The organism is Streptomyces rimosus subsp. rimosus (genome assembly GCF_000720725.1).
GTDB lineage: Bacteria > Actinomycetota > Actinomycetes > Streptomycetales > Streptomycetaceae > Streptomyces > Streptomyces rimosus_A.
On record NZ_JOCQ01000010.1, the window covers coordinates 86,135 to 109,794 of the forward strand.

General features: G+C 75.3%; 1 protein-coding gene (cut by a window edge). It reads right to left on the minus strand.

Annotated elements, in window-relative coordinates; genetic code table 11:
- Nucleotides 1–23,660 carry the 3' portion of a type I polyketide synthase gene (locus IH45_RS0107615; RefSeq protein WP_030663376.1) on the minus strand. The gene runs 4,642 nt beyond the window's last position, so the window shows 23,660 of its 28,302 coding nt (coding positions 4,643–28,302); the start codon falls outside the window, past its right edge; its stop codon occupies nt 1–3.

Here is a 23,660-nt window from a genome sequence, read left to right on the forward strand (position 1 = left end):
TCAGCGCTCTTGGGGGGAATTGCCGTCGAGTGCCGCCTGCACCAGGTCGGCTACGTCCATGGCGTCGATCGACTCCTCGTAGGCGTCCGCCGCCGTCGCGGCATCGGCCTCGCCGCCCGCCGCCCCGGACTGTTCGGCGGCGAGCTTCATCAGGGGTTCGAGTACGCCGATCTCCCGCAGCTGGTGCAGGGATACGGAGGCGAGCAGGGCCCTGATGCCCGCCGCGTCCGGGTCGCCGTCGCCGGTCCCCTCCCCCGGCCCCTCGTCGGGGACGAGCCGGCTCAGCAGGTGAGCCGCCAGGCCGGCGGGGCTGGGGTGGTCGAAGACGAGCGTGGCGGCCAGGTTCAGTCCGGTCGCGGCGCCGAGCTGGTTGCGCAGTTCGACGGCGCTGAGGGAGTCGAAGCCGAGGTCGCGGAACGCCCGGTCGGCGCCCACCGCGTCGGCCGTGGGGTGGCCCAGTACGGCCGCGGCCCGGGTGCGGACCAGGTCCAGTACGGCTTCGGAGCGCTTGGCGGGCGGCAGGCCCGTCAGCTTCTCGCGCAGCGCGTCGCCGGTGGTCTCCTCGCCGGTGCCGTCCGCCGTGTGCCCGTCGGCGGCCGGCTCGCCGAGGAGCGGGCTGGGCCGTACGGCGGTGAAGGAGCGGACGAACCGGTCGCGTTCGATGTCGGCGACGACCTCGGTGGGCCGCCCGTCCAGCACGGCCCGGCGCAGCGCCACGACGGCGAGGTCCGGGTCGAGCGGGCGGATTCCGGTGCGCCGGGCCACGTCCGCCGCCCGCTGGTCGGCGGCCATCCCGTCGCCGCCCCACACGCCCCAGGCGATCGAGGTGGCGGCCAGGCCCTGGGCGCGGCGCTGTTCGGCGAGCGCGTCCAGGAAGGCGTTGGCGGCGGCGTAGTTGGCCTGGCCGGCGTTGCCGACCGCGCCGGAGGACGAGGAGAACAGGGCGAAGACGGCCAGGTCCAGGTCCCGGGTGAGGTCGTGCAGGGCCAGGGCCGAGGCGGCCTTGGCGTGGTAGACGGCCTCGTAGCGGTCCGGGGTGAGGCTGTCGAGGACACCGTCGTCCAGGACGCCCGCCGTGTGGATCACGCCGGTCAGCGGGGCTTCCCCGGGGATGCCCGCCAGGACCTCCGCGAGCGCGTCGCGGTCGGCGGCGTCGCAGGCGGTGAGGGTGACTTCGGCGCCGAGGGCGGCGAGTTCGGCCCGCAGTTCGTCCGCGCCGGGCGCGTCCGGGCCCCGGCGGCTGAGGAGCAGCAGGTGCCGGGCGCCCGCCTCGGCGAGGCGGCGTGCCACGTGGGCCCCCAGGGCCCCGGTGCCGCCGGTGATCAGGACGGTTCCGGTGGGGTCCCACTCCGCCGTACCGCGCCCGGCCGGTACGGGTACCAGCCGGCGGCCGAGGGCGGCGGAGGGCCGGACCGCGATCTGGTCCTCGCCTCCGGGGGCCGCGAGGATGTCGGCGAAGCGGGCCGTGGACCGTTCGTCGAGGGTGTCGGGCAGGTCGACCATGCCGCCCCAGCGCTGCGGGTGCTCCAGCGCGGCGACCCGGCCCAGGCCCCATACGGCGGCCTGGGCGAGCCCGGGTACCGGCTCGGAGGGCGCGGCGGCGACCGCGCCGCGGGTGACGCACCACAGGGGTGCGGCCAGGTCCGCGTCGCCGAGCGCCTGGATCAGGGCGGTGGTCAGGGCCAGTGCCGCGGGGGCGTCCGCGCCGGGCGCGGGTGCGGTGGCGAGGGCGAGCAGGGACACCACTCCGGTGAACGCGAACCCGTCGGCGGCCAGGTCGCGCAGCCGCTCGGCCAGCGCCGCGCGGTCGGGCTCCGCCACTTCCAGGCGTACGGTGTCCGGGCCCAGCGCGGCGACGGCGTCGGCGGCCCAGGGGTCGTCGGCGTGCCCGGCCGGGAGTACGGCGAGCCAGGCGCCTGCCGGAGTGGGGGCGGGCCGCGGGCTCAGCGGCTGCCAGGTGATCTGCTGCCGCCAGCCGTCGACGGTGTTCTCCTCGCCGCGCCGGCGGCGCCAGTCCGCGAGCGCGGGGAGCACCTTGGCCAGTGCGTCGCCGTCGACGTTCAGCGTCGTCTCCAGCGAGGCGAAGTCGGCCTCGCGCACCGCCGTCCAGAAGCCGTCGTCCGCGCCCTCCGGCGCGGCGGAAGCGTCACCCGGCTGGGTGGCTGGCCAGTACCGCTGGTGCTGGAAGGGGTAGGTGGGCAGGTCGGTACGGAGGGGCCCGGTCGCGGTGCCCGCGAGCAGGGCGTCCCAGTCCAGGGCCGTTCCGTCGGTGTGGAGCCGGGCGAGTGCGGTGACCGCGGATTCCTGTTCGCCGCGGTCCTTGCGCAGGACCGGTACGGCCAGGGCCGTCGACGCCAGGGCGTCGAGGGTGTCCTGGGCCATGGCGCACAGCCCGCCGTCGGGGCCGAGCTCCAGGAAGGCGGTCACGCCGCTTTCGGCGAGGGTGCGGACGCCGTCGCCGAAGCGGACCGCCTCGCGGACGTGGCGCACCCAGTAGTCCGGGGAGCACACCTGCTCCTCGGTGGCCGCCTCGCCGGTGACGTTGGACACCAGCGGGATCCGCGGGGCGTGGTAGTCCACGCTGCGGGTGACCCGTCGGAAGTCTTCGAGGATGGCGTCCATGTGCAGTGAGTGAAATGCATGGCTGACCCGCAAACGCCTAGTCTTGCGCCCGTCAGCGGTGAGTTTGTCCGCGATGTCCAGAACGGCGCTCTCGTCGCCGGAGAGGACCACCGACCGCGGCCCGTTGACCGCGGCGAGCGACACCCCCGCGGTCAGCAGCGCCGTCACCTCCTCTTCGGTGGCCTGGACGGCGACCATGGCGCCGCCGGTCGGCAGGGAGTTCATCAGCCGGGCCCGCGCGGCCACGACCTTGCAGGCGTCCTCCAGGGAGAAGACCCCGGCCACGTGCGCGGCCGCGATCTCACCGATCGAGTGCCCGGCGGCGAAGTCCGGGCGGACGCCCCAGGACTCGACCAGGCGGAACAGCGCCACCTCGACGGCGAACAGCGCGGGCTGGGTGAAGCCGGTCTCGTTCAGCCGCTCCGCGTCCTCGGACATCACCTCCCGCAGGGGGCGGTCCAGCTCGGCGTCCAGGTGCGCGGTCACCGCGTCGAACGCCTCGGCGAACACCGTGAAGCGGGCGTACAGCTCGCGTCCCATGCCCAGGCGCTGGGTGCCCTGGCCGGAGAACAGCACCGCGAGCTTGCCCCGGCGGGCTGCTGCCTCGCCCTGTACGACCTGCGGCGTGGTGCGGCCGTCGGCGAGTGCGGCCAGACCGGCCAGCAGCTCGTCGCGGTCGCCGGCGAGGACGGCGGCGCGGTGGGTGAAGACCGAGCGGGTGGTGGCCAGCGCGCGGGCCAGGTCCGCGGTGGTGAGTCCGGGCCGGGCGGTCACGTAGGAGTGCAGCTGCCGGGCCTGGGCCCGCAGTGCCTCCGGCGCGGCGGCCGACACGGGCACCGGCAGCGGGCCGTGGGCCTCCACCGGTGCGGGTTCGGCCGCCGGCTCGGGCTGCTCGAACTGCTCGATGATCACGTGGGAGTTGGTGCCGCTGGCGCCGAAGGCCGAGATACCGGCCCGCCGGGCGCGGCCCGTCCGCGGCCAGTCGGCCGCTTCGGTCAGCAGCTCCACCGCGCCGGAGGTCCAGTCGACGTGCGCCGACGGCGCGTCGACGTGCAGGGTCCTGGGCAGTACGCCGTGCCGCATGGCCTGCACCATCTTGATCACACCGGCGACACCGGCGGCGGCCTGGGTGTGGCCGATGTTGGACTTCAACGACCCGAGCAGCAGCGGCAGTTCGCGGTCCTGGCCGTAGGTGGCCAGCAGCGCCTGCGCCTCGATGGGGTCGCCCAGGGTGGTGCCGGTGCCGTGCGCCTCCACCGCGTCCACGTCGCCCGGTGCCAGCCCGGCGTCGGCCAGGGCGCGCCGGATGACACGGCGCTGCGAGGGGCCGTTGGGCGCGGTGATGCCGTTGCTGGCGCCGTCCTGGTTGATGGCCGAGCCGCGCAGCACGGCCAGGATCTCGTGGCCGTTGCGGCGGGCGTCCGAGAGGCGCTCCAGGACGAGGACGCCCACGCCCTCGGACCAGCCGGTGCCGCTCGCGGAGTCGGCGAAGGCGCGGCAGCGGCCGTCGGGCGCGAGGGCGCCCAACTCGCCGAACTCGACGAAGTTCACCGGGCTGGACATCACCGTCACACCGCCGGTCAGCGCGACGGAGCACTCCCCGTTGCGCAGGGCCTGGGCGGCCAGGTGGAGGGCCACCAGGGACGACGAGCAGGCCGTGTCGACGCTGACGGTCGGGCCCTCCAGGCCGAGGTGGTAGGCCACCCGACCGGAGAGCAGGCTGGCCGACTGCGCGGTCTGCGCGTGGCCGAGCTGGCCCGCCTCGGGCCGGTAGTCGCCCGAGCCGCCGCCGATGAACACGCCGGTGTCACCGCCGCGCAGCCCGGCCGGGTCGATGCCGGTGCGCTCCAGCGCCTCCCAGGCCGCCTCCAGCAGGATGCGCTGCTGCGGGTCCATGACCATGGCTTCGCGCGGCGCGATCCCGAAGAATCCGGGGTCGAAGTCGGCCACGTCGTAGAGGAACCCACCCTCGCGGACGGCGGTCCGGCCGCGGCCGTCCCGGTCGCCGTTGAGCAGCCGGTCCAGGTCCCAGCCCCGGTCCACGGGGAAGCCGCCGATGGCGTCCACCCCGCCCATGGCGAGCTCCCACAGGTCCTCGGGCGAGCGGACCCCGCCCGGGTAGCGGCAGCTCATGCCGACGATGACGACCGGGTCGTCGGCCGTGCCCCGGGCCCGTACCGACGCGGCGGCGGGCAGTGCGTCGCTGTCCTCGCCGAAGAGTTCGGTCCGCAGGTGGCCGGCCAGCGCCTCCGCCGTCGGGTAGTCGAAGACGAGGGTGGCGGGCAGGGTCAGGCCGGTCGCGGTGGCGAGCTGGTTGCGCAGGTCGACCGCGGTCAGGGAGTCGAAGCCGAGGTCCTTGAAGGCCGGTCCGGACGGGACGGCGTCGGCGTCGGCGAAGCCGAGCACCGTGGCCACCTCGCCACGGATCAGGGTCAGCAGCGCCTCGGTCCGCTCCTCGGCGGAGCTGTCGGCGAGCCGGGCCCGCAGGCCCGTCGCGGTGCCCTGTTCGGCGCTCGCGGGTTCCGTGAGCGCGGTCCGGGCCTCGGGCAGGTCGGTGAACAGGTTGCCGCGCCGGTTACGGGTGAAGGCCGGCGCGAACCGGTCCCACCGTACGTCGGCGACCGTCACCGAAGCCGTGCCGGCGCCGACGGAGCGGGTCAGCGCGGACAGGGCCCGGTCGGCGTCCATCACCGGCAGGCCGTTGACCCGCAGGTGCGCGGCCAGGCTGTCGTCGGTGGTGTCCGCCCAGGCGCCCCAGGCGACGGACAGGGCACGCAGTCCGCGTGCGCGGTACCGCCGGGCCAGGGCGTCCAGCAGGGCTCCGGCCGCCGCCTCCGCGCCCCGGCCGCCGGCACCCCAGGTCCCGGCGATCGAGGAGCACAGGACGAACGCGTCCAGAGGACGTTCTCCGGCCGCCGCTTCGGCCACGGCCGCCAGGTTTTCCACGGCCGTGTGCAGTGCGGTCAGAGCAGCGCCCGGCTCACCGTCGCCGGAGAGCGCTTCGGTGTCGGCGTAGACCACGGCGGTCAGCGGTGCCGTGGACGGGAGCGCGGTGAGGGCGGTCAGCAGCGCCTCGCCGTCGGACGGGTCGCAGACGACCTGCGTCAGCTCCGCGTCCAGGCCGTCGAACTCGGTACGCAGGCTGTCCGCATCGGGCGCGGCGGGCCCGGCCAGCAGGATGTGCCGGGCGCCCTGTCCGGCGAGCCAGCGGGCGCAGTGCCCGCCGGTGCCGGACGCGCCGCCGACGACCAGGACCGTGCCGGACGGCTGCCACGGGGCCGACGGGCTGTCGGCCGTGGCGCGCACCAGCCGGCGCCCGAAGAGGCCGGAGGACCGCAGTGCCACCTGGTCCTCGCCGCCCGTACCGGACAGCACGGCACGGAACCGGTCCGCCGAGCGCCGGTCGAGTACGTCGGTGATGTCGACGAGGCCGCCCCAGCGGTCCGGGTGGTCCAGGGCCGCGACCCGGCCCGCTCCCCACACCACCGCCTGGGCGACGTCCACCTCCGTCTCCGAGCGGCCTGTCGCGACGGCGCCACGGGTGACGTACCAGAGGCGGGCGTCGATACCGGCGTCGGCCAGTGCCTGCACGGCCTCGTCCGGCCAGATCGCCCCGGCAGGAGCGACGCCTTCGGCGGCCCGGGTGGCCAGCAGTGAGACGACGCCCGCGAACTCGACGCCTTGAGCTGCGAGTTCAGCCAGCCGGGCCGTCAGCGCGGGTGTGTCGGCCGGGTCGGCCTCGACGCGCACGGCGTCGTCGCCGAGGGCCGCGACCACGGAGGCGGTCCACTCCTCGTCGGTACCGCCCGCCGGGACGAGCGCCAGCCACGGCCCGGAAAGCGTGCTCGCCGAGGTGCCGGTGAGCGGCTTCCACGTCACCTGGTAGCGCCAGCCGTCGACGGTCGAGCGCTCGACGCGCTTGCGGCGCCAGGTGGACAGGGCGGGTACGAGGGCGCCCAGCGCCGCGTCGTCCAGGTCGAGGTCGGCGGAGAGCGACGTCAGGTCCGCGCGCTCCACCGCGTCCCAGAACTCGGCGTCCACCGGGGCCTGCGTACCGTCCGGCCGGCTCGCCGCAGGCGCCATCTCCGGCCAGAACCACTCCTGCTGGAAGGGGTACGTGGGCAGGTCCACGCGGCGCGCGCCGGTGCCGTCGAAGATCCCGGACCAGTCGATGCCCACACCGGCGACATACAGCTGTGCCAGCGCGGTGAGCAGTGCGGCCTCCTCGGGGCGGTCCTTGCGCAGGGCGGGGACGGCCACGGCCGCCTCGTCCAGGCAGTGCTGGGCCATCGCCGTCAGCACACCGTCCGGGCCCACCTCCAGGAAGACCGAGGCACCCTCGGCCTCCAGCGCGCGGACACCGTCGGCGAACCGCACCGTCTCCCGCACGTGCTGCACCCAGTACCCGGGTGTGCGGACCAGTTTCCCGGTGGCGAGTTCGCCCGTCAGGTTGGACACGAGCGGGATACGCGGGGCCTCGTACGCCAGCCCCTCGGCCACCTGCCGGAAGTCCGCCAGCATCGGGTCCATCAGCGGCGAGTGGAAGGCGTGGCTCACCGACAGGCGCCGGGTCTTGCGGCCCTCGTCGGCGAACTCCGCCGCGATCCGCAGGACTTCGTCCTCCGCTCCGGAGATCACCACCGACTCCGGGCCGTTGAGCGCCGCGATCGACACGCCGTCGACCAGCCGCGGCCCGACCTCGCTCTCGGTGGCCTGGACGGCGACCATCGCGCCGCCCGCGGGCAGCGCCTGCATCAGCCGCGCCCGGGCCGCCACCAGCGCACACGCGTCCGCCAGCGAGAACACTCCGGCCACGTGCGCGGCGGCGATCTCGCCGATGGAGTGACCGGCCACGAAGTCGGGGCGGAGGCCCAGGGACTCGGCCAGGCGGAACAGCGCCACCTCGACGGCGAACAGCGCCGGCTCCCGGCCCATCCCGGCCCGCTGCGCGCCCTGCCCCGAGAACAGTACCGCCAGCTTCCCGTCGGTCTCCTGGGCGATGCCGCGGGCGAGTTCCCGTACGCCCGCTCCGTCGGCCGCGAGGACCGCGCGGTGGGCGAACGCCGACCTGCCGGTGGCGAGGGAGTGGCCCACGTCGGTGGGCGAGAGGCCGGTCAGCGCGGTGACCCGCTCGATCTGTGCCGCCAGCGCGGCCTCGGACCTGCCCGACACCGGCCAGGGCACGACGCCCGGCACCGTGACGGGCGCGGCGGGCTCGTCCGCCTCGGGCTCCATCTGCGGCGCCTGCTCGATGATCACGTGGGCGTTGGTGCCGCTCACGCCGAAGGCGGAGACACCGGCCCGCCGGGCGTGGCCGGTCTCCGGCCACTGCTGCTCCTCGGTGACGAGCGAGACCGTGCCGTCCGACCAGTCGACGTGCGAGGACGGGGCGTTGACGTGCAGGGTCTTGGGCAGTACGCCGTGGCGCATCGCCAGGAGCATCTTGATGGTGCCCGCGACGCCCGCGGCGGCCTGGGTGTGGCCCAGGTTCGACTTGACGGCGCCGAGCAGCAGCGGGCGCTCCCGGTCCGGCCCGTAGGCGGAGATGAGGGCGTGTGCCTCGATGGGGTCGCCGAGGGTGGTGCCGGTGCCGTGCGCCTCGACGACATCGACGTCGGCGGGGGCGAGGTCGGCGTCGGCGAGGGCCTGCCGGATGGCGCGCTGCTGGGCCCGTCCGCTGGGCGCGGTCAGCCCGTTGGAGGCGCCGTCCTGGTTGACGGCGGTGCCGCGCACGATGCCCCACACCTCGTGGCCGTTGCGGCGGGCGTCGGAGAGCCGTTCCAGGACGAGGACGCCCACGCCCTCGGACCAGCTGGTGCCGTCGGCCGCGTCGGCGAAGGGCTTGCAGCGGCCGTCGGGGGCGAGCCCGCCCTGGACCGTGAACTCGGTGAAGGAGTCAGGGCTCGACATGACCGAGACGCCGCCGGCCAGGGCGAGGGTGCACTCGCCGCTGCGCAGGGCGTTGGCGGCCATGTGCAGGGCCACCAGCGCGGAGGAGCAGGCGGTGTCGACGGTGACGGCCGGGCCCTCCAGGCCGAAGGCGTAGGACAGGCGGCCGGACAGGACGCTGGCGGTGTTGCCGGTGGCGACGTGGCCGCGGATGTCGGCGGTGCCGGTGCCCCGGCGCAGCAGCGTGGCGTAGTCCTGGCCGTTGGTGCCGACGAAGACGCCGGTGCGGCTGCCGCGCAGGGTGGCCGGGTCGATGCCGGCGCGCTCGAAGACCTCCCAGGAGGTCTCCAGCAGCAGGCGCTGCTGGGGGTCCATGGCCAGGGCCTCGCGGGGCGAGATCCCGAAGAAGGCGGCGTCGAAGAGGCCGACGCCGTCGAGGAATCCGCCTTCGAGGGTCGCGGAGGCGCCCTGGGCGAGGGCGTCCAGGTCCCAGCCGCGGTCCGCGGGGAAGCCGGAGATGGCGTCCTCGCCCCGGCTGAGCAGCTGCCACAGGTCCTCGGGCGACCGGACGCCGCCGGGGAAGCGGCAGTTGAGGCCGACGACGGCGATCGGGTCGTCGTCGGCGGCGCGGCCTCCGGGGGCCGGGGCGAGCCGGTCGGTCTCGGGCAGGGTGCCCTGGAGTTCGGCGAGCAGGAAGTCGGCGAGGGCGGTCGGGGTCGGGTAGTCGTAGACGAGGGTCGCGGGCAGTTTCAGGCCGGTGGCGGCCGTGAGGGTGTTGCGCAGTTCGACGGTGGTCAGCGAGTCGAAACCGAGGTCGCTGAAGGCGCGGTCGGCGCCGATGCCGGAGGTGCCGTTGTGGCCGAGGACCGCGGCGACCCGGGTGCGTACGAGGTCCAGGACGAAGCGCGGGCGGGCGGCCGGGGAGAGCCCGGCGAGCCGCTGCCGCAGGGCCGGTTCCCGCAGGGCGGCTTCCGGCGTCCCGGCGGACGCGGTGGCCTGGCGCAGTTCGGGCAGGTCGCCGACGAGGGGGCTGGGGCGCGTCGCGGTGAAGACCTCCGCGTAGCGCTGCCAGTCGATGTCCGCGAGGGTCGGCGTCGTGACGCCGTGCTCGATCGCGCGCCGCAGGGCGGCGAGGGCGAGCTGTGGCGGCAGGGGGATGTAGCCGCCGCGGCGGATGCGTGCCTGGACGTCGGTGCCGTCGGCCGCCATGCCGTCCTCGGCCCAGGGGCCCCAGGCGACCGAGGTCGCGGGCAGGCCGTGGGCGCGGCGGTGTTCGGCGAAGGCGTCGAGGTAGGCGTTGGCGGCGGCGTAGTTGCCCTGGCCGGGTGCGCCGAGGGTGCCGGCGACGGAGGAGAAGAGCACGAAGGCGCTCAGGTCCAGGTCGCGGGTCGCCTCGTGCAAGACGCGGGTGGCGGTGACCTTGGCGTGCAGGACGGAGGTGAACTGCTCGGGGGTGAGCGTGTCCAGGGTGCCGTCGTCCACGGTCCCGGCGGTGTGGAACACCGCGGTGAGCGGGTGCTCGTCGGGGATCGCGGCCAGTACGGCGTCGAGCGCCTCGCGGTCGGCGATGTCGCACGCCGCGAGGGTGACGCGTACACCCGTCTCCTCGATCTCCGCGACCAGTTCGTCCGCGCCGGGCGCGTCGGCGCCGCGGCGGCTGACCAGCAGCAGGTGCTGTGCGCCCGCTTCGGCGAGCCACCGGGCGACGTGCCTGCCGAGGGCGCCGGTGCCGCCGGTGACGAGCACGGTGCCGGTGGGGCTGAACGTGCCCGTCTCGGTGTCCGGTGCCGCCCGGTGGTGCGCCAGGCGGCGGGCGTAGGCCGCGGTGGTGCGTACGGCGATCTGGTCCTCGCCGCCGCTGTCGGCGAGGACGGTGGCCAGGCGGCGCAGGGTGGTGCCGTCCAGCTCGTCCGGAAGGTCGACGAGGCCGCCCCAGCGCTGCGGGTGCTCCAGCGCGGCCACCCTGCCCAGGCCCCAGACGGCGGCCTGGGCGGGGCGGGCCGGGTGCTCGGCGCGGTCGACGGCCACGGCGGTGCGGGTCACGCACCACAGCGGCGCCTCGATTCCGGCGTCTCCCAGGGCCTGGACGGCGGTCGCCGTCAGCAGCAGGCCCTCGGTCGCGGTGTCCGCGTCGCCTTCGCCGGCTGTTGCCGGCAGGGACAGGACGCCCGCGAATCCGCCGTGTTCGGCGGACAGTTCACGCACCCGCTGGGCCAGGTCCTGGCGCTGCGGTGCGGTGACGTCGATGCGTACGGTGTCGGTGCCCAGGGCACCGACGACCGCCTCGGTCCACTCCCCCGCGCCGTCGGCCGGTACGAGCACCAGCCAGGTGCCGGATGGGCGTCCGCCGGCGGCCGGGCCGGTGAGGGCCTTCCAGGTGGTCCGGTAGCGCCAGCCGTCGATCGTGGAGCGTTCGCGGCTCTTGCGCCGCCAGGAGGAGAGGGCGGGCACGACGGTGGTGAGGGTGTCGTCGTCCAGGTCCAGCGAGGAGCCGAGGGACTGGAGGTCCGCGCGCTCCACGGCCGACCAGAACTCGGCGTCCGCCTCGTCGGCGGGCTGTGCGGGAGCGGCGGCTCCGGCGGTTGCCTCGGGCCAGAAGCGCTCGCGCTGGAAGGGGTAGGTGGGCAGGTCGGTCCGGCGGGCACCGCTGCCCGCGAACACGGCGTCCCAGTCCACGCGTACGCCGTGGAGGTGGAGCCGGGCCAGCGCCGTGGTCAGCGCCGGGGCCTCCGGCCGGTCGCGGCGCAGGGCCGGTACGGCGGTGACCCGGTCCTGCTCGCCCGCGCCCTGGCGTACCGCACCGCTGAGGACGGCGTCCGGCCCCAGCTCGAAGAAGGTCGTCACGCCGTGCTCGGTGAGGTGCCGTACGGCGTCGGCGAAGCGGACGGTGCCGCGGACCTGTCCGGTCCAGTACTCCGGCGCGGCCAGCTCCTCGTGGGTGAGGAGTGCGCCGGTGACGGTGGACACCAGGGGCACGGCGGGCGCGTGGCAGGTGACGGAAGCGACGGCGCGGGCGAAGTCCGCGAGCATCGGGTCCATGTGCGGCGAGTGGAAGGCGTGGCTGACGCGCAGCCGCTTGGTGCGGCGGCCGAGTTCCTTGAAGTGCGCCGCCACGGCCAGGACCGCGTCCTCGTCGCCCGAGACGGTCAGGGAGCCCGGGGTGTTGACGGCGGCGATCGCGGCCCGTCCCTCGTACGCGGTGAGCACGGCGGCCACCTCGTCCTCGGTGGCCTCGACGGACGCCATGGCACCGCCCGGGGGCAGGGCCGCCATCAGGCGTCCGCGGGCCGCGACCAGGGTGCAGGCGTCCTCCAGGGAGAGGACCCCGGCGGCGTGCGCGGCGGCGAACTCGCCGATGGAGTGGCCCGCCACGTAGTCGGGGCGCAGGCCCCAGGACTCGGCGAGGCGGAACAGGGCCACTTCGAGGGCGAACAGGGCGGGCTGGGTGTAGCCGGTGTCGTCCAGCAGCGCGGCCTCGGGGGTGCCCGGTTCCGCGAACAGGATCTCCCGCAGCGGGCGGTCGAGTTCGAGGTCGAAGCGGGCCAGTACGGCGTCCAGGGCCTGGGCGTAGACGGGGTGGGTGTCGTAGAGCTCGCGTCCCATGCCGGGACGCTGGCTGCCCTGGCCGGTGAACAGGAAGGCCAGCCGGCCGCGGTCCGGGCTGCCGGTGAGCAGCGCGCCGTCGGCGTCCGCGTCGCGCAGCGCGGTCAGGGCCCGGGTGAGGGCATCAGGGTCGTCGGTGACGACGGCCGCGCGGTGCTCCAGGGCGGAGCGGGAGGTGGCGAGGGAGAACGCGAGGTCGGTGAGCGGCAGGCCGGGGTGGTCGGCGAGGTGGGACAGCAGCCGCCCGGCCTGGGCGCGCAGGCCCTCCTCCGTACGTCCGGACAGGACCAGGGGTACGGGTGCGGGGTCGCCCGTACGGACCGGCGCGGTGTCGGTGCCGTCCTCAGCCGGCTCTTCCGGGGCCTGTTCGAGGATGGTGTGGACGTTGGTGCCGCTGAGCCCGAAGGAGGAGACGCCCGCGCGGCGCGGGTGGCCGGTGCTCGGCCAGTCCAGCGGCTCGGTGAGCAGCCGGATGGCGCCGGAGCTCCAGTCGACGTGCGTCGAGGGCCGGTCGATGTGCAGGCTCTGCGGCACGGCGCCGTGGCGCATGGCCATGACCATCTTGATGACGCTGGCCACGCCGGACGCCATCTGGGTGTGCCCGATGTTGGACTTGACGGAGCCCAGGAGCAGCGGGTGCTCGGGGTCGCGGCCCTGGCCGTAGGTGGCGAGCAGGGCCTGTGCCTCGATGGGGTCGCCGAGGGCGGTGCCGGTGCCGTGGCCGTCCACGACGTCGATGCCGTCGGGGTCCACCTTGGCGTTGGCCAGGGCCTGCCGGATGACACGCTGCTGGGACGGGCCGTTGGGCGCGGTCAGGCCGTTGGAGGCGCCGTCCTGGTTGACGGCGGAGCCCCGGATGACGGCGAGGACCTGGTGTCCGTTGCGGCGGGCGTCGGAGAGCCGTTCGACGAGGACCAGGCCGACGCCTTCGGCCAGGCTCATGCCGTCGGCCTGGTCGGAGTACGCCTTGCAGCGGCCGTCGGCGGCCATCGCGCGCTGCCGGCTGAAGCCGACGAACGCGCCGGGCGTGGACATGATGCTGACGCCGCCCGCGAGGGCCAGGGAGCTCTCGCCGTTGCGCAGCGACTGGCAGGCCAGGTGCAGCGCGACCAGCGAGGAGGAGCAGGCGGTGTCGAGGGAGACGGCCGGGCCCTCGAAGCCGTAGGTGTAGGAGAGCCGGCCGGACAGGACGCTGGAGATGGTGCCGGTGATCAGGTGGCCCTCGGCGTTCTCCGGGCTGCCGGCCCCGGCGCCGTAGTCCTGGTAGCTGGCGCCGATGAACGTACCGGTGCTGCTGCCGCGCAGGGCGGCGGGGTCGATCCCGGCGCGCTCCATCGCCTCCCAGGAGGTCTCCAGCAGCAGGCGCTGCTGGGGGTCCATGGCCAGGGCCTCGCGGGGCGAGATGCCGAAGAAGGAGGCGTCGAAGTCGGGGGCGTCGTGGAGGAAACCGCCCCGGGTCGAGTAGGTGTGGCCGGCCCGGTCGGGGTCGGGGTCGTACAGGCCCTCGGCGTCCCAGCCGCGGTTGGTGGGGAATTCGCCGGTGGCGTCGCCGCCCTCGGTGACCAGGCGCCACAGTTCCTCCGGCGAGCCGACGCCGCCGGGGTAGCGGCAGCTCATGCCGATGATGGCGATGGGCTCGTCGTCCGCGGCGGTGGCGGTGCCGGTGGCCGTGGCGGTGGTGCCGGTGGCGGACCCGGCGAGGGACTCGCGCAGGAAGGCGACCAGGGCGAGCGGGTTGGGGTAGTCGAAGACCATGGTGCTCGGCAGGGCGAGCCCGGTCACGCCCGCGATCCGGTTGCGCAGGTCGACGGCGGTCAGCGAGTCGAAGCCGACATCGCGGAAGGCGCGCTGTTCGGACAGGACGTCCGGCGAGGCGTGGCCGAGCGCGGTGGCCGCCTCGGTGCGCACCAGGTCCAGCAGGAGCCGGTCCTGTTCGACCGGGGCCAGCCCGACGAGCCGGGCGGCGAACTCGTTGCCGGTGTCCGTGGCCTCGGCGGTGTCCTCGTCGAGCCGCTGGACCTCGGGCACGTCCTCGAAGAGCCGGGTGGGCCGGGCGGCGGTGAAGACGGGGTGGTAGCGCTCCCAGTCCACGTCCGCGACGGCCAGCACCGTCTCGTCGCCGTCCAGGGCCTGCCGCAGGCCGGTGAGGGCCAGCTGCGGGTCCATGAAGACCAGTCCGCTGCGGCGGATCTGGCCGGGGTCGACGCGGCCGAGCTTGAGGTCGTCGGCCCAGATGCCCCAGGAGACGGCGGTGGCGTGGGCGCCGCGGGCGCGGCGGTGCTCCGCCAGGGCGTTGAGGTAGGCGTTGCCCGCCACATAGGCGGCGTGCGCGCCGCTGCCCCACATGCCGGCGGTGGACGAGTAGAGCACGAAGGCGTCGAGGTCGTCGCCGAGCAGTTCGTCCAGGTGCCGGGCGCCGGTGACCTTGGCGTCCATGACCTTGGCGAACGCGTCGTGGGTCGTCTCCTCCAGCGTCGCCAGCTCGATGGTGACGGCGGTGTGCACGACGGTGCGTACGGTACGGCCCTCGGCGGCCAGACCGTCGAGCATCCGCGCGACCGCGTCGCGGTCGGTCAGGTCGCAGGCGACGACACCGGCCTCGCAGCCCAGCCCGGCGAGTTCCTGGACGAGTTCGTCCATGCCGGGGGCTTCCGGGCCGCGGCGGCTGGTGAGGACGATGTGCTCGGCGCCCTGTCCGGCGAGCCAGCGGGCCAGGTGCGGGGCGAGGGTGCCGGTGCCGCCGGTGACGAGGGTGGTGCCGCGCGGCGTCCACGGCCGGGCCGGAGTGGCGTCCGCGGGGGTGGCGCGTACGACGCGGCGGGCGAGGACGCCCGAGGCGCGCAGGGCGAGCTGGTCCTCCCCCGTACGGCCGGACAGGACGGCGGCCAGGCGCTCACCGGCCCGCTGGTCCAGTTCCTCGGGCAGGTCGACCAGGCCGCCCCAGCGCTGCGGGTGTTCGAGGGCGGCGGTCCAGCCGAGGCCGAGGATCTGGGCCTGGACGGGGCGGGTCAGCCGGTCCGCGCGGCCGGTGGAGACGGCGCCCCGGGTCAGGCACCACAGGGGCGCGTCGGTCCCGGCGTCGCCGAGTGCCTGGACGAGCGCGAGGGTGAGGGCGATGCCGCGGGTGAGCGCGGGGTGCGTCGCGCTCTCCTCCTCGGCCTCGGCCAACAGGGACACCACGCCTGTCACATCGTCCAGGCCGGTCAGGCGCTCGGCGAGGGTCGCGCGGTCGGCGCAGGCGTCGTCCAGGACGAGGGTGCGCGGGTCGGCGCCGTGGGCAGCGAGGATGCCGGTGAGGGCGTCGGTGTCGGTCCCTTCGGGGGCGACGACGAGCCAGCTGCCGGTCAGGGCCGCCGTGGGCAGGCTGGTCAGCGGCTTCCAGGTGGCGCGGTAGCGCCAGGAGTCCACGGTGGACAGGTCGCGGCGGTGCTTGCGCCAGTGCGAAAGGGCCGGGAGAACCGGGGCCAGGGCGGCCTGGTCGAGGTGCAGGCTGGAGGCGAGGGCATCGACGTCCTCCTGCTCGACCGCCGTCCAGAACTCCGCGTCCGCGGGGTCCGTTTCGGCCCTGGCCCCGGTCCGTTCGGGGATCGCCCACAGGTGTTCACGCTGGAAGGCGTAGGTGGGCAGCGGTACGCGGCGGGCGCCGGTACCGGTGAGGACAGCGGCCCAGTCGGCGTCCGCGCCGCGTACGAAGGCCTCGGCGAGCGAGGTCAGGAAGCGGTCGGTGCCGCCGGTGTCGCGCCGGAGCGTGCCGAGCACCGCGGCCGCGCCGCCGGCTTCCTCGACGGTCTCCTGGATGCCGATGGACAGGACGGGGTGGGAGCTGACCTCGATGAAGAAGTGGTGGCCCTGGGCGAGGAGTTCGCTGATGCCGTGCTGGAAGCGGACGGTCTGGCGCAGGTTGGTGTGCCAGTAGCCGGCGTCCATGACGGTGGTGTCCAGCCAGTCGCCGGTGACGGTCGAGAAGAAGGGCACCTGCGACGGGCGCGGGCGTACCGGCGCGAGGACGGTGTGCAGTTCGTCCCGCACCATCTCGACCTGCGCGGAGTGCGAGGCGTAGTCCACGGCGATGCGCCGGGCGCGGATGTCCTCGCCGACCAGCTCGGCCTGGAGGGCGTCCAGCGGCGCGGTGGCGCCGGAGACGACGGTGGAGCGGGGGCCGTTGACGGCGGCGACCGACAGGTCCTCGTAAGCGGCGAGTCGCTGTTCGACCTCGGCCACGGGCAGCGGGACCGACATCATGCCGCCGGATCCGGCGAGCCCGCGGGCGATGGCCTGGCTGCGCAGCGCGACGACCCGGGCCGCGTCCTCCAGGGAGAGCGCCCCGGCGACGGCCGCCGCGGCGATCTCGCCCTGCGAGTGGCCGACCACGGCGTCGGGGGTGATGCCGTGGGCGGACCACAGCGCGGCCAGGGAGACCATGACGGCGAACGAGGCGGGCTGGACGACGTCGACGCGGTCCAGGGTCGGCGCGCCTTCGGCCTGGCGCAGCACGTCGAGCAGGGACCAGTCCACGAACTCCGACAGGGCGGTGGCGCACTCGGTCAGGCGCTCGGCGAAGACCGGGGACTCCTCCAGGAGGCGCGCGCCCATGCCGGCCCATTGGGAGCCCTGGCCGGGGAAGACGAAGACGGTCTTGCCGTCGGTGTCGGCCGTGCCCTGGACGACGCCGGGCGCGGAGCCGCCGGTGGCGAGGGCGTCCAGGGCCGCCCGGCGGGTGGCGTCGTCGGTGCCGACGACGACGGCGCGGTGGTCGAAGAGCGTGCGCGAGGCCACCAGGCTGTGGGCGACGTCCAGCGCGCCGGGTGCCTGCTCGCCGTCGAGGTGGGCGGCGAGGCCGACCGCCTGCGCGCGCAGTGCGCCCGGGGTACGGGCGGACAGCACCCAGGGCACGGCGTCACCGGCCGGGGGCACCGTCGGCTCGGGGGCGGCCTCGTCCGGGCGGGGGGCCTCTTCGAGGATGGTGTGGGCGTTGGTGCCGCTGATGCCGAAGGAGGAGACCGCGCAGCGGCGGGGGCGCTCGCCCTCGGACCACTCGGCGGGCTCGTTCAGCAGGGCGAGGGTGCCGGGTGTCCAGTCGATGTGGCGGGAGGGGGTGTCCGCGTGCAGGGTGCGCGGCAGCACTCCCTCGCGCAGGGCCATCACCATCTTGATGACACCGGCGACGCCGGCCGCCGACTGGGTGTGGCCGATGTTGGTCTTGACGGAGCCGAGCAGCAGCGGGTGCTCGCGGTCGCGGTCCCGGCCGTAGGTGTTGAGCAGGGCCTGCGCCTCGATGGGGTCGCCGAGGGCGGTGCCGGTGCCGTGGGCCTCGACGGCGTCGATGTCCGCCGGGTCGAGCCCGGAGTTGGCCAGGGCCTGGCGGATGACGCGCTGCTGGGAGGGGCCGTTGGGGGCGGACAGGCCGTTGGAGGCGCCGTCCTGGTTGATGGCGGAGCCGCGGACGACGGCGAGGATGTCGTGCCCGTTGCGCTGCGCGTCCGACAGGCGCTCCAGTACGAGGATGCCGACGCCCTCGGCGAGGGTCATGCCGTCGGCGCCGTCGGCGAACGCCTTGCAGCGGCCGTCGCCGGCCAGGGCCCGCTGGCGGCTGAAGGCGACGAACGGGTTGGGGTTCGTCATGACGGTCGCGCCGCCGGCCAGGGCCAGGGAGCTCTCGCCGTTGCGCAGCGACTGGCAGGCCAGGTGCAGGGCGACCAGGGAGGAGGAGCAGGCGGTGTCGACGGTGACCGCCGGTCCTTCGAGGCCGAAGAGGTAGGCCAGGCGCCCGGACAGGACGCTGGGGCTGGTGCCGGTCACCAGGTGGCCGGCGGAGCCGTCCTCGATGCCGAGTCCGTACTCCTGGTAGGTGGAGCCGATGAAGGTGCCGGTCGTGCTGCCGTGGACGGTGGTGGGGTCGATGCCGGCGTACTCGAACGCCTCCCAGGTGGTCTCCAGCAGCAGCCGCTGCTGGGGGTCCATCGACAGCGCCTCGCGCGGCGAGATGCCGAAGAAGGAGGCGTCGAACTCGCCCGCGTCGTGCAGGAAGCCGCCCTGGCTGGAGTAGGTGGTGCCGGGGTGGTCCGGGTCGGGGTGGTGGAGGCCGGTGTCCCAGCCGCGGTTGACGGGGAAGTCGCTGATCGCGTCGACGCCGTCGGAGATCAGCTCCCAGAACTGCCGCGGGGAGCGGACGCCGCCGGGGAAGCGGCAGCTCATGCCGACGATGGCGATGGGCTCGTCGAAGCCGCCGGACGAGGCGGCCACGGCCGCGGCCTGCGCGCCGCCGGTGCCCAGGATCTCCTCGCGCAGGTGGCGGGCGAGGACGGTGGGCGTCGGGTAGTCGAAGACGAGGGTGGCGGGCAGGTTGAGGCCGGTGAGAGCGGCCAGCCGCTTGCGCAGTTCGACGGCGGTCAGCGAGTCGAACCCGGCGTCGCGGAAGGCCCGCCGCTCCGGGATGGCGTCCGCGGAGTCGTGGCCGAGGGCGACGGCCGCCTCGGCGCGCACCAGGTCGGCCAGCAGCCGCTCCTGCTCGTCCTCGGTCAGGCCCCTGAGGCGGGCGGCGAACTCCGGCGCGGCGCTCTCGGCGGTGCTCTCGGCGCGTGCCAGGGCCTGGACCTCGCCCAGCTCGTCGAAGAGGACGTTGCGGCGGGTGGAGGTGAAGACGGGGTGGTAGCGCTCCCAGTCGATGTCGGCGACCGTGACCGTGACGTCCCGCTGGACGACGGCGCGCCGCAGTTCGGTCATGGCGGTCGCGGGCACGAGGAAGCGCAGACCGCGCCTGCGCAGGTCCTCGGTGACGGCCTCGTGGGTGGCCATGCCGGCCTCGGCCCAGGGGCCCCAGGCGACGGAGGTGGCGGGCAGGCCGCGGGCCGCGCGGTGCTCGGCGAGGGCGTCGAGGTAGGCGTTGGCGGCGCTGTACGCGCTCTGCCCGGCGCTGCCCCACACACCGGCGATCGAGGAGACGAGGACGAAGAAGTCCAGGTCGTGGCCGTCCAGGAGGCTGTCGAGGTGGGCCGCGCCGAGCATCTTGGCGGCCATCGCCGCCGCGGCCTCGTCCAGCGGGGTGTCGGCGAGGGCGGCGTTCTGGCCGACGCCGGCCGCGTGCACGACGCCGGTCAGCGGGTGCTCGGCGGGTACGGAGGCCAGGACGGCGGCGAGCGCGTCGCGGTCGGCGGTGTCGCAGGCCGCGATGGTGACCCGGGCCCCCAGGCCCTCGATCTCCGCCGCCAGTTCATCGGCGCCGGGAGCGTCGGGGCCCCGGCGGCTGGTGAGGATCAGGTGCTCGGCGCCGCTGCGGGCGAGCCAGCGGGCGGCCTCGGCGCCGAGGGCTCCCGTACCGCCGGTGACGAGCACGGTGCCGCGCGCGGTGAACGCGTCGGCCGGGGGCAGTTCGGCCTGCGGGTGGCGTACCAGGCGCCGGCCGAGCGCCCCGGTGGCGCGGACCGCGAGCTGGTCCTCGCCGCCCTGCGCGGCCAGCGCGCTGACGAGGTGCTGGGTGGCGGGCGCGTCGAGCGTGGCCGGCAGGTCGATCAGGCCGCTCCACAGCTGCGGGTGCTCCAGGGCGGCGACGCGTCCCAGGCCCCAGACCGTTGCCTGGAGCGGGTTGGTGAGCGGGTCGCCCGGGCCGGTGGTGACGGCGCCGCGGGTCAGGGTCCACAGGGGCGCGTCGAGCGGGGTGTCGGTAAGGGCCTGGGTCAGTACGAGGCTGAGCGCGAGTCCGGCCGGCGGTTCAGCCCCCGGCCGGTGCCCGGGCCCGTCGGCCAGCGGGAGCAGGGACAGGATGCCGGAGAAGGCGCGCTCCTCCGTACGTACGGCGTCGAGCCGGGCGGCGAGTTCCGCGCGGTCGCGGCAGGCGGCGTCCAGTACGAGGGTTTCGAACTGGGCGCCGTGGCCGCGCAGCGCGTCCAGGATCTCGTCGCTGTCGATGCCGTCGGTGGTGACGAGCAGCCAGGAGCCTTCGAGAACGGGCGCGGCGGCCGCTCGTACCGGCCGCCAGGCGACGCGGTAGCGGGTGGAGTCCAGCAGTGCCTTCTCGTGCCGCTGCTGGCGCCAGGAGGACAGTGCGGGCAGCAGCGCGTACAGGGAGGCGTGCTGTTCGTCGCGCAGCCCCAGGAGGGCGGCCAGTTCGGCGGCGTCGCCGCGTTCGACGGAGCCCCACAGCTCGGCGTCGGCCGGGTCGGGTGCGCCCTGTACGGGATTCACCGGGGCCGGCTCGGGCCAGTAGCGCTCGTGCTGGAAGGCGTAGGTGGGCAGGCCGACCGTACGGGCCCCGGTGCCGGCGAGGTACGCGGGCCAGTCGACGGCCGTACCGCGTACGTGCAGGCGGGCCAGCGCGGTGGCCGCGCAGCGCTCCTCGCCGCGCCCGGCGCGCAGCAGCGGGAGGAAGTCGGCGTCCGCGTCGTCGCCCAGGGCGTCCTGGGCGGGGGCGGACAGGGTGCTGTCGGGGCCGAGTTCGAGGAAGGTGCCGGCGCCGGAGGCGTGCGCGGCGCGGACGGTGTCGGCGAAGCGGACGGTGCCGCGGGCGTGCGCGGCCCAGTAGTCCGGGGAGCGCAGTTCTTCGTCGGTGACCGGCCGCCCGGTCAGCCCGGAGATGATGGTCACCTCCGGCGCGCCGTAGGTGAGCTGGGCGGCGACCTCGCGCAGGCCGTCGAGCACGGGCTCCATGAGCGGCGAGTGGAAGGCGTGGCTGACCTTCAGGCGCTTGGTCTTGCGGCCCTGCGCCGCGAAGTGGGCGGCGATCTCCTCGGCGGCGGCCTCGTCCCCGGCGACGACGACGGAGCGGGACCCGTTGACGGCGGCGAGCGACACCTCGTGCTCGCGCCCGGCGAGCAGCGGCGCGGCCTCGTCCTCGGTGGCCTCCAGGGAGATCATCGCGCCGCCCGCGGGCAGCTGCTGCATCAGCCGTCCCCGCGCGGCGGCCAGGCGGGCCGCGTCGGGCAGCGAGAGGACGCCCGCGACGTGCGCGGCGGCGATCTCGCCGACGGAGTGGCCCAGGAGGACGTCGGGGCGTATCCCCCAGGTGCCGAGCAGCCGGTGGAGGGCGACCTGGAAGGCGAACAGGGCGGGCTGGGTCCACTCGGTGCGGTCCAGCAGCTCCGCCTCGGGGCTGCCCTCCGGGGCGAACAGGACGTCCTTGAGGGGGCGTTCCAGGTGCGGGGCGAGGGCTTCGGCCACCTCGTCCAGGGCTCGGTCGAACGCGGGGAAGCGGGTGGCGAGTTCCCGGCCCGCTCCGGCGCGCTGGCTGCCCTGCCCGGAGAACAGCACGGCCAGCTTGCCCGCGCCGCCGGTCTCGCCCTCGGTGAGCGCGGAGTCGGGGCGGTCGGCGGCCAGATTGGCCAGCGCGCGCAGCAGTTCCTCGCGGTCGCCGGTGACGACGGCGCGCTGGTCGAAGGCCGAGCGGGTGGTGGCGAGGGAGAGCGCGATGTCGGCCGGGTCGGCGGCGGGGCGCTCGTCGAGGAAGGAGAGCAGGCGGGCGGCCTGGTCCCGCAGCGCGGCCCGGTTCTTGCCGGACAGCGTCCAGGGCAGCACGGCCGGGGTCAGCGCGGGCTGTTCGCGCTGCTCGGGCGCGGCCGGGGGCTCCTCGACGATGAGGTGCGCGTTGGTACCGCTGAAGCCGAAGGAGGAGACGGCGGCGCGGCGCGGCCGGCCGGCCTGCGGCCAGGGGGTCTCCTCGGTGAGCAGGCGCACCGCCCCGGAGTCCCACTCCACGTGCGAGGACGGTTCGTCGGCGTGCAGGGTGCGGGGCAGCACGCCGTGTTCCATGGCCATGACCATCTTGATGACACCGGCGACACCGGCCGCGGCCTGGGTGTGGCCGATGTTGGACTTGACGGAGCCCAGCAGCAGCGGGCTGTCCTCGTCGCGGTCCTGGCCGTAGGCGGCGAGCAGGGCCTGGGCCTCGATGGGGTCGCCCAGGGTGGTGCCGGTGCCGTGGCCCTCGACGGCGTCGATGTCCGCGGCGGCCAGGCCGGCGGCGGCCAGGGCCTGGCGGATGACGCGCTGCTGGGAGGGGCCGTTGGGCGCGGTCAGGCCGTTGGAGGCGCCGTCCTGGTTGACGGCGGAGCCGCGGACGACGGCCAGGATGTCGTGCCCGTTGCGGAGGGCGTCGGACTGCCGCTCCAGGACGAGGACACCGACGCCCTCGGACCAGCCGACGCCGTCGGCGCCGTCGGAGAACGCCTTGCAGCGGCCGTCCGGGGACAGGCCGCGCTGCCGGGAGAACTCGATGAGGGCGCCCGGCGTCGACATGACCGTCACACCGCCGGCCAGCGCGAGCGAGCACTCCCCCGCACGCAGCGCCTGCATCGCCCAGTGCATGGCGACCAGCGAGGACGAGCACGCGGTGTCGACGGTGACGGCGGGGCCTTCGAGGCCGAGGGTGTACGAGATGCGTCCGGAGGCGACGCTCGGGGCGGTGCCGCTGCCCTGGTGGCCCTCGAACTGCCCGCCGGCGAGCACCGTGCCGTAGTCGTTGTACATGACGCCCGCGAACACGCCGGTCTGGCTGCCGCGCAGGGACACCGGGTCGATGCCCGCCCGCTCGACGGCCTCCCAGGACGCTTCGAGGAGCAGCCGCTGCTGGGAGTCGGTGGCCAGCGCCTCACGGGGGCTCATGCCGAAGAAGGCGGGGTCGAAGTCGGCGGCGTCGTGCAGGAAGCCGCCGAAGCGGGAGTACGAGGTGCCGGTGCGGTCCGGGTCCGGGTCGTAGAGCGCGTCCAGGTCCCAGCCGCGGTCGGCGGGCAGGCCCGAGATGGCGTCGGTGCCCTCGCTGACCAGCCGCCACAGGTCCTCGGGCGAGGCGACGCCGCCCGGGTAGCGGCAGCTCATGCCGACGATGACGATGGGGTCGTCGTCGGTGGCGGCGCGGGGGGCCTGGACCGCCGTGGCGGCCTCGGAGCCCAGGAGCCCGTCGAGGATGTGGGTGGCGAGGGCGTCGACGGTCGGGTGGTCGAAGATGACCGTCGCCGCGGTGCGCAGGCCGGTGGCGGCGCTGAGCCGGTTGCGCAGTTCCACCGCGGTCAGCGAGTCGAAGCCCAGCTCGCGCAGCGGGCGCCGCGGGTCGATGTCGGCGGTGCCGGCATGGCCGAGCACGGCGGCCACCTGACCGGCCACCAGGTCGAGCACGACCTCGCGGCGGTCGGTCTCCGGCAGCCGGGACAGCCGCTGTACGAGGGTGACGGCGGCCTCCGAGCCCGAGACCACCGCGCGGCGGGCCGGGGTGCGGATCAGGCCGCGCCACAGCGGCGGCAGCTGGTCCTGGAGGCGCAGGACGGACAGGTCGAGCCGGGTCGGCAGCAGGACGGCGGCGTCCGTCGCGGTGGCCGCGTCGAACAGGGCGGTGCCCTGGTCCTCGGTGAGCGCGGGCGTGCCCATCCGGGCCAGCCGGTCGAGGTCGTCGTCCGTGAGGCCGCCGGTCATCCCGGCGGTGGGTGCCCACGGGCCCCAGGCCAGGGAGAGGCCCGGCAGGCCCTGGGCGCGGCGCAGCTGGGCGACGGCGTCGAGGAAGGCGTTGGCGGCGGCGTAGTTGCCCTGGCCCGCGGCGCCCACGGTGCCGGACAGGGAGGAGA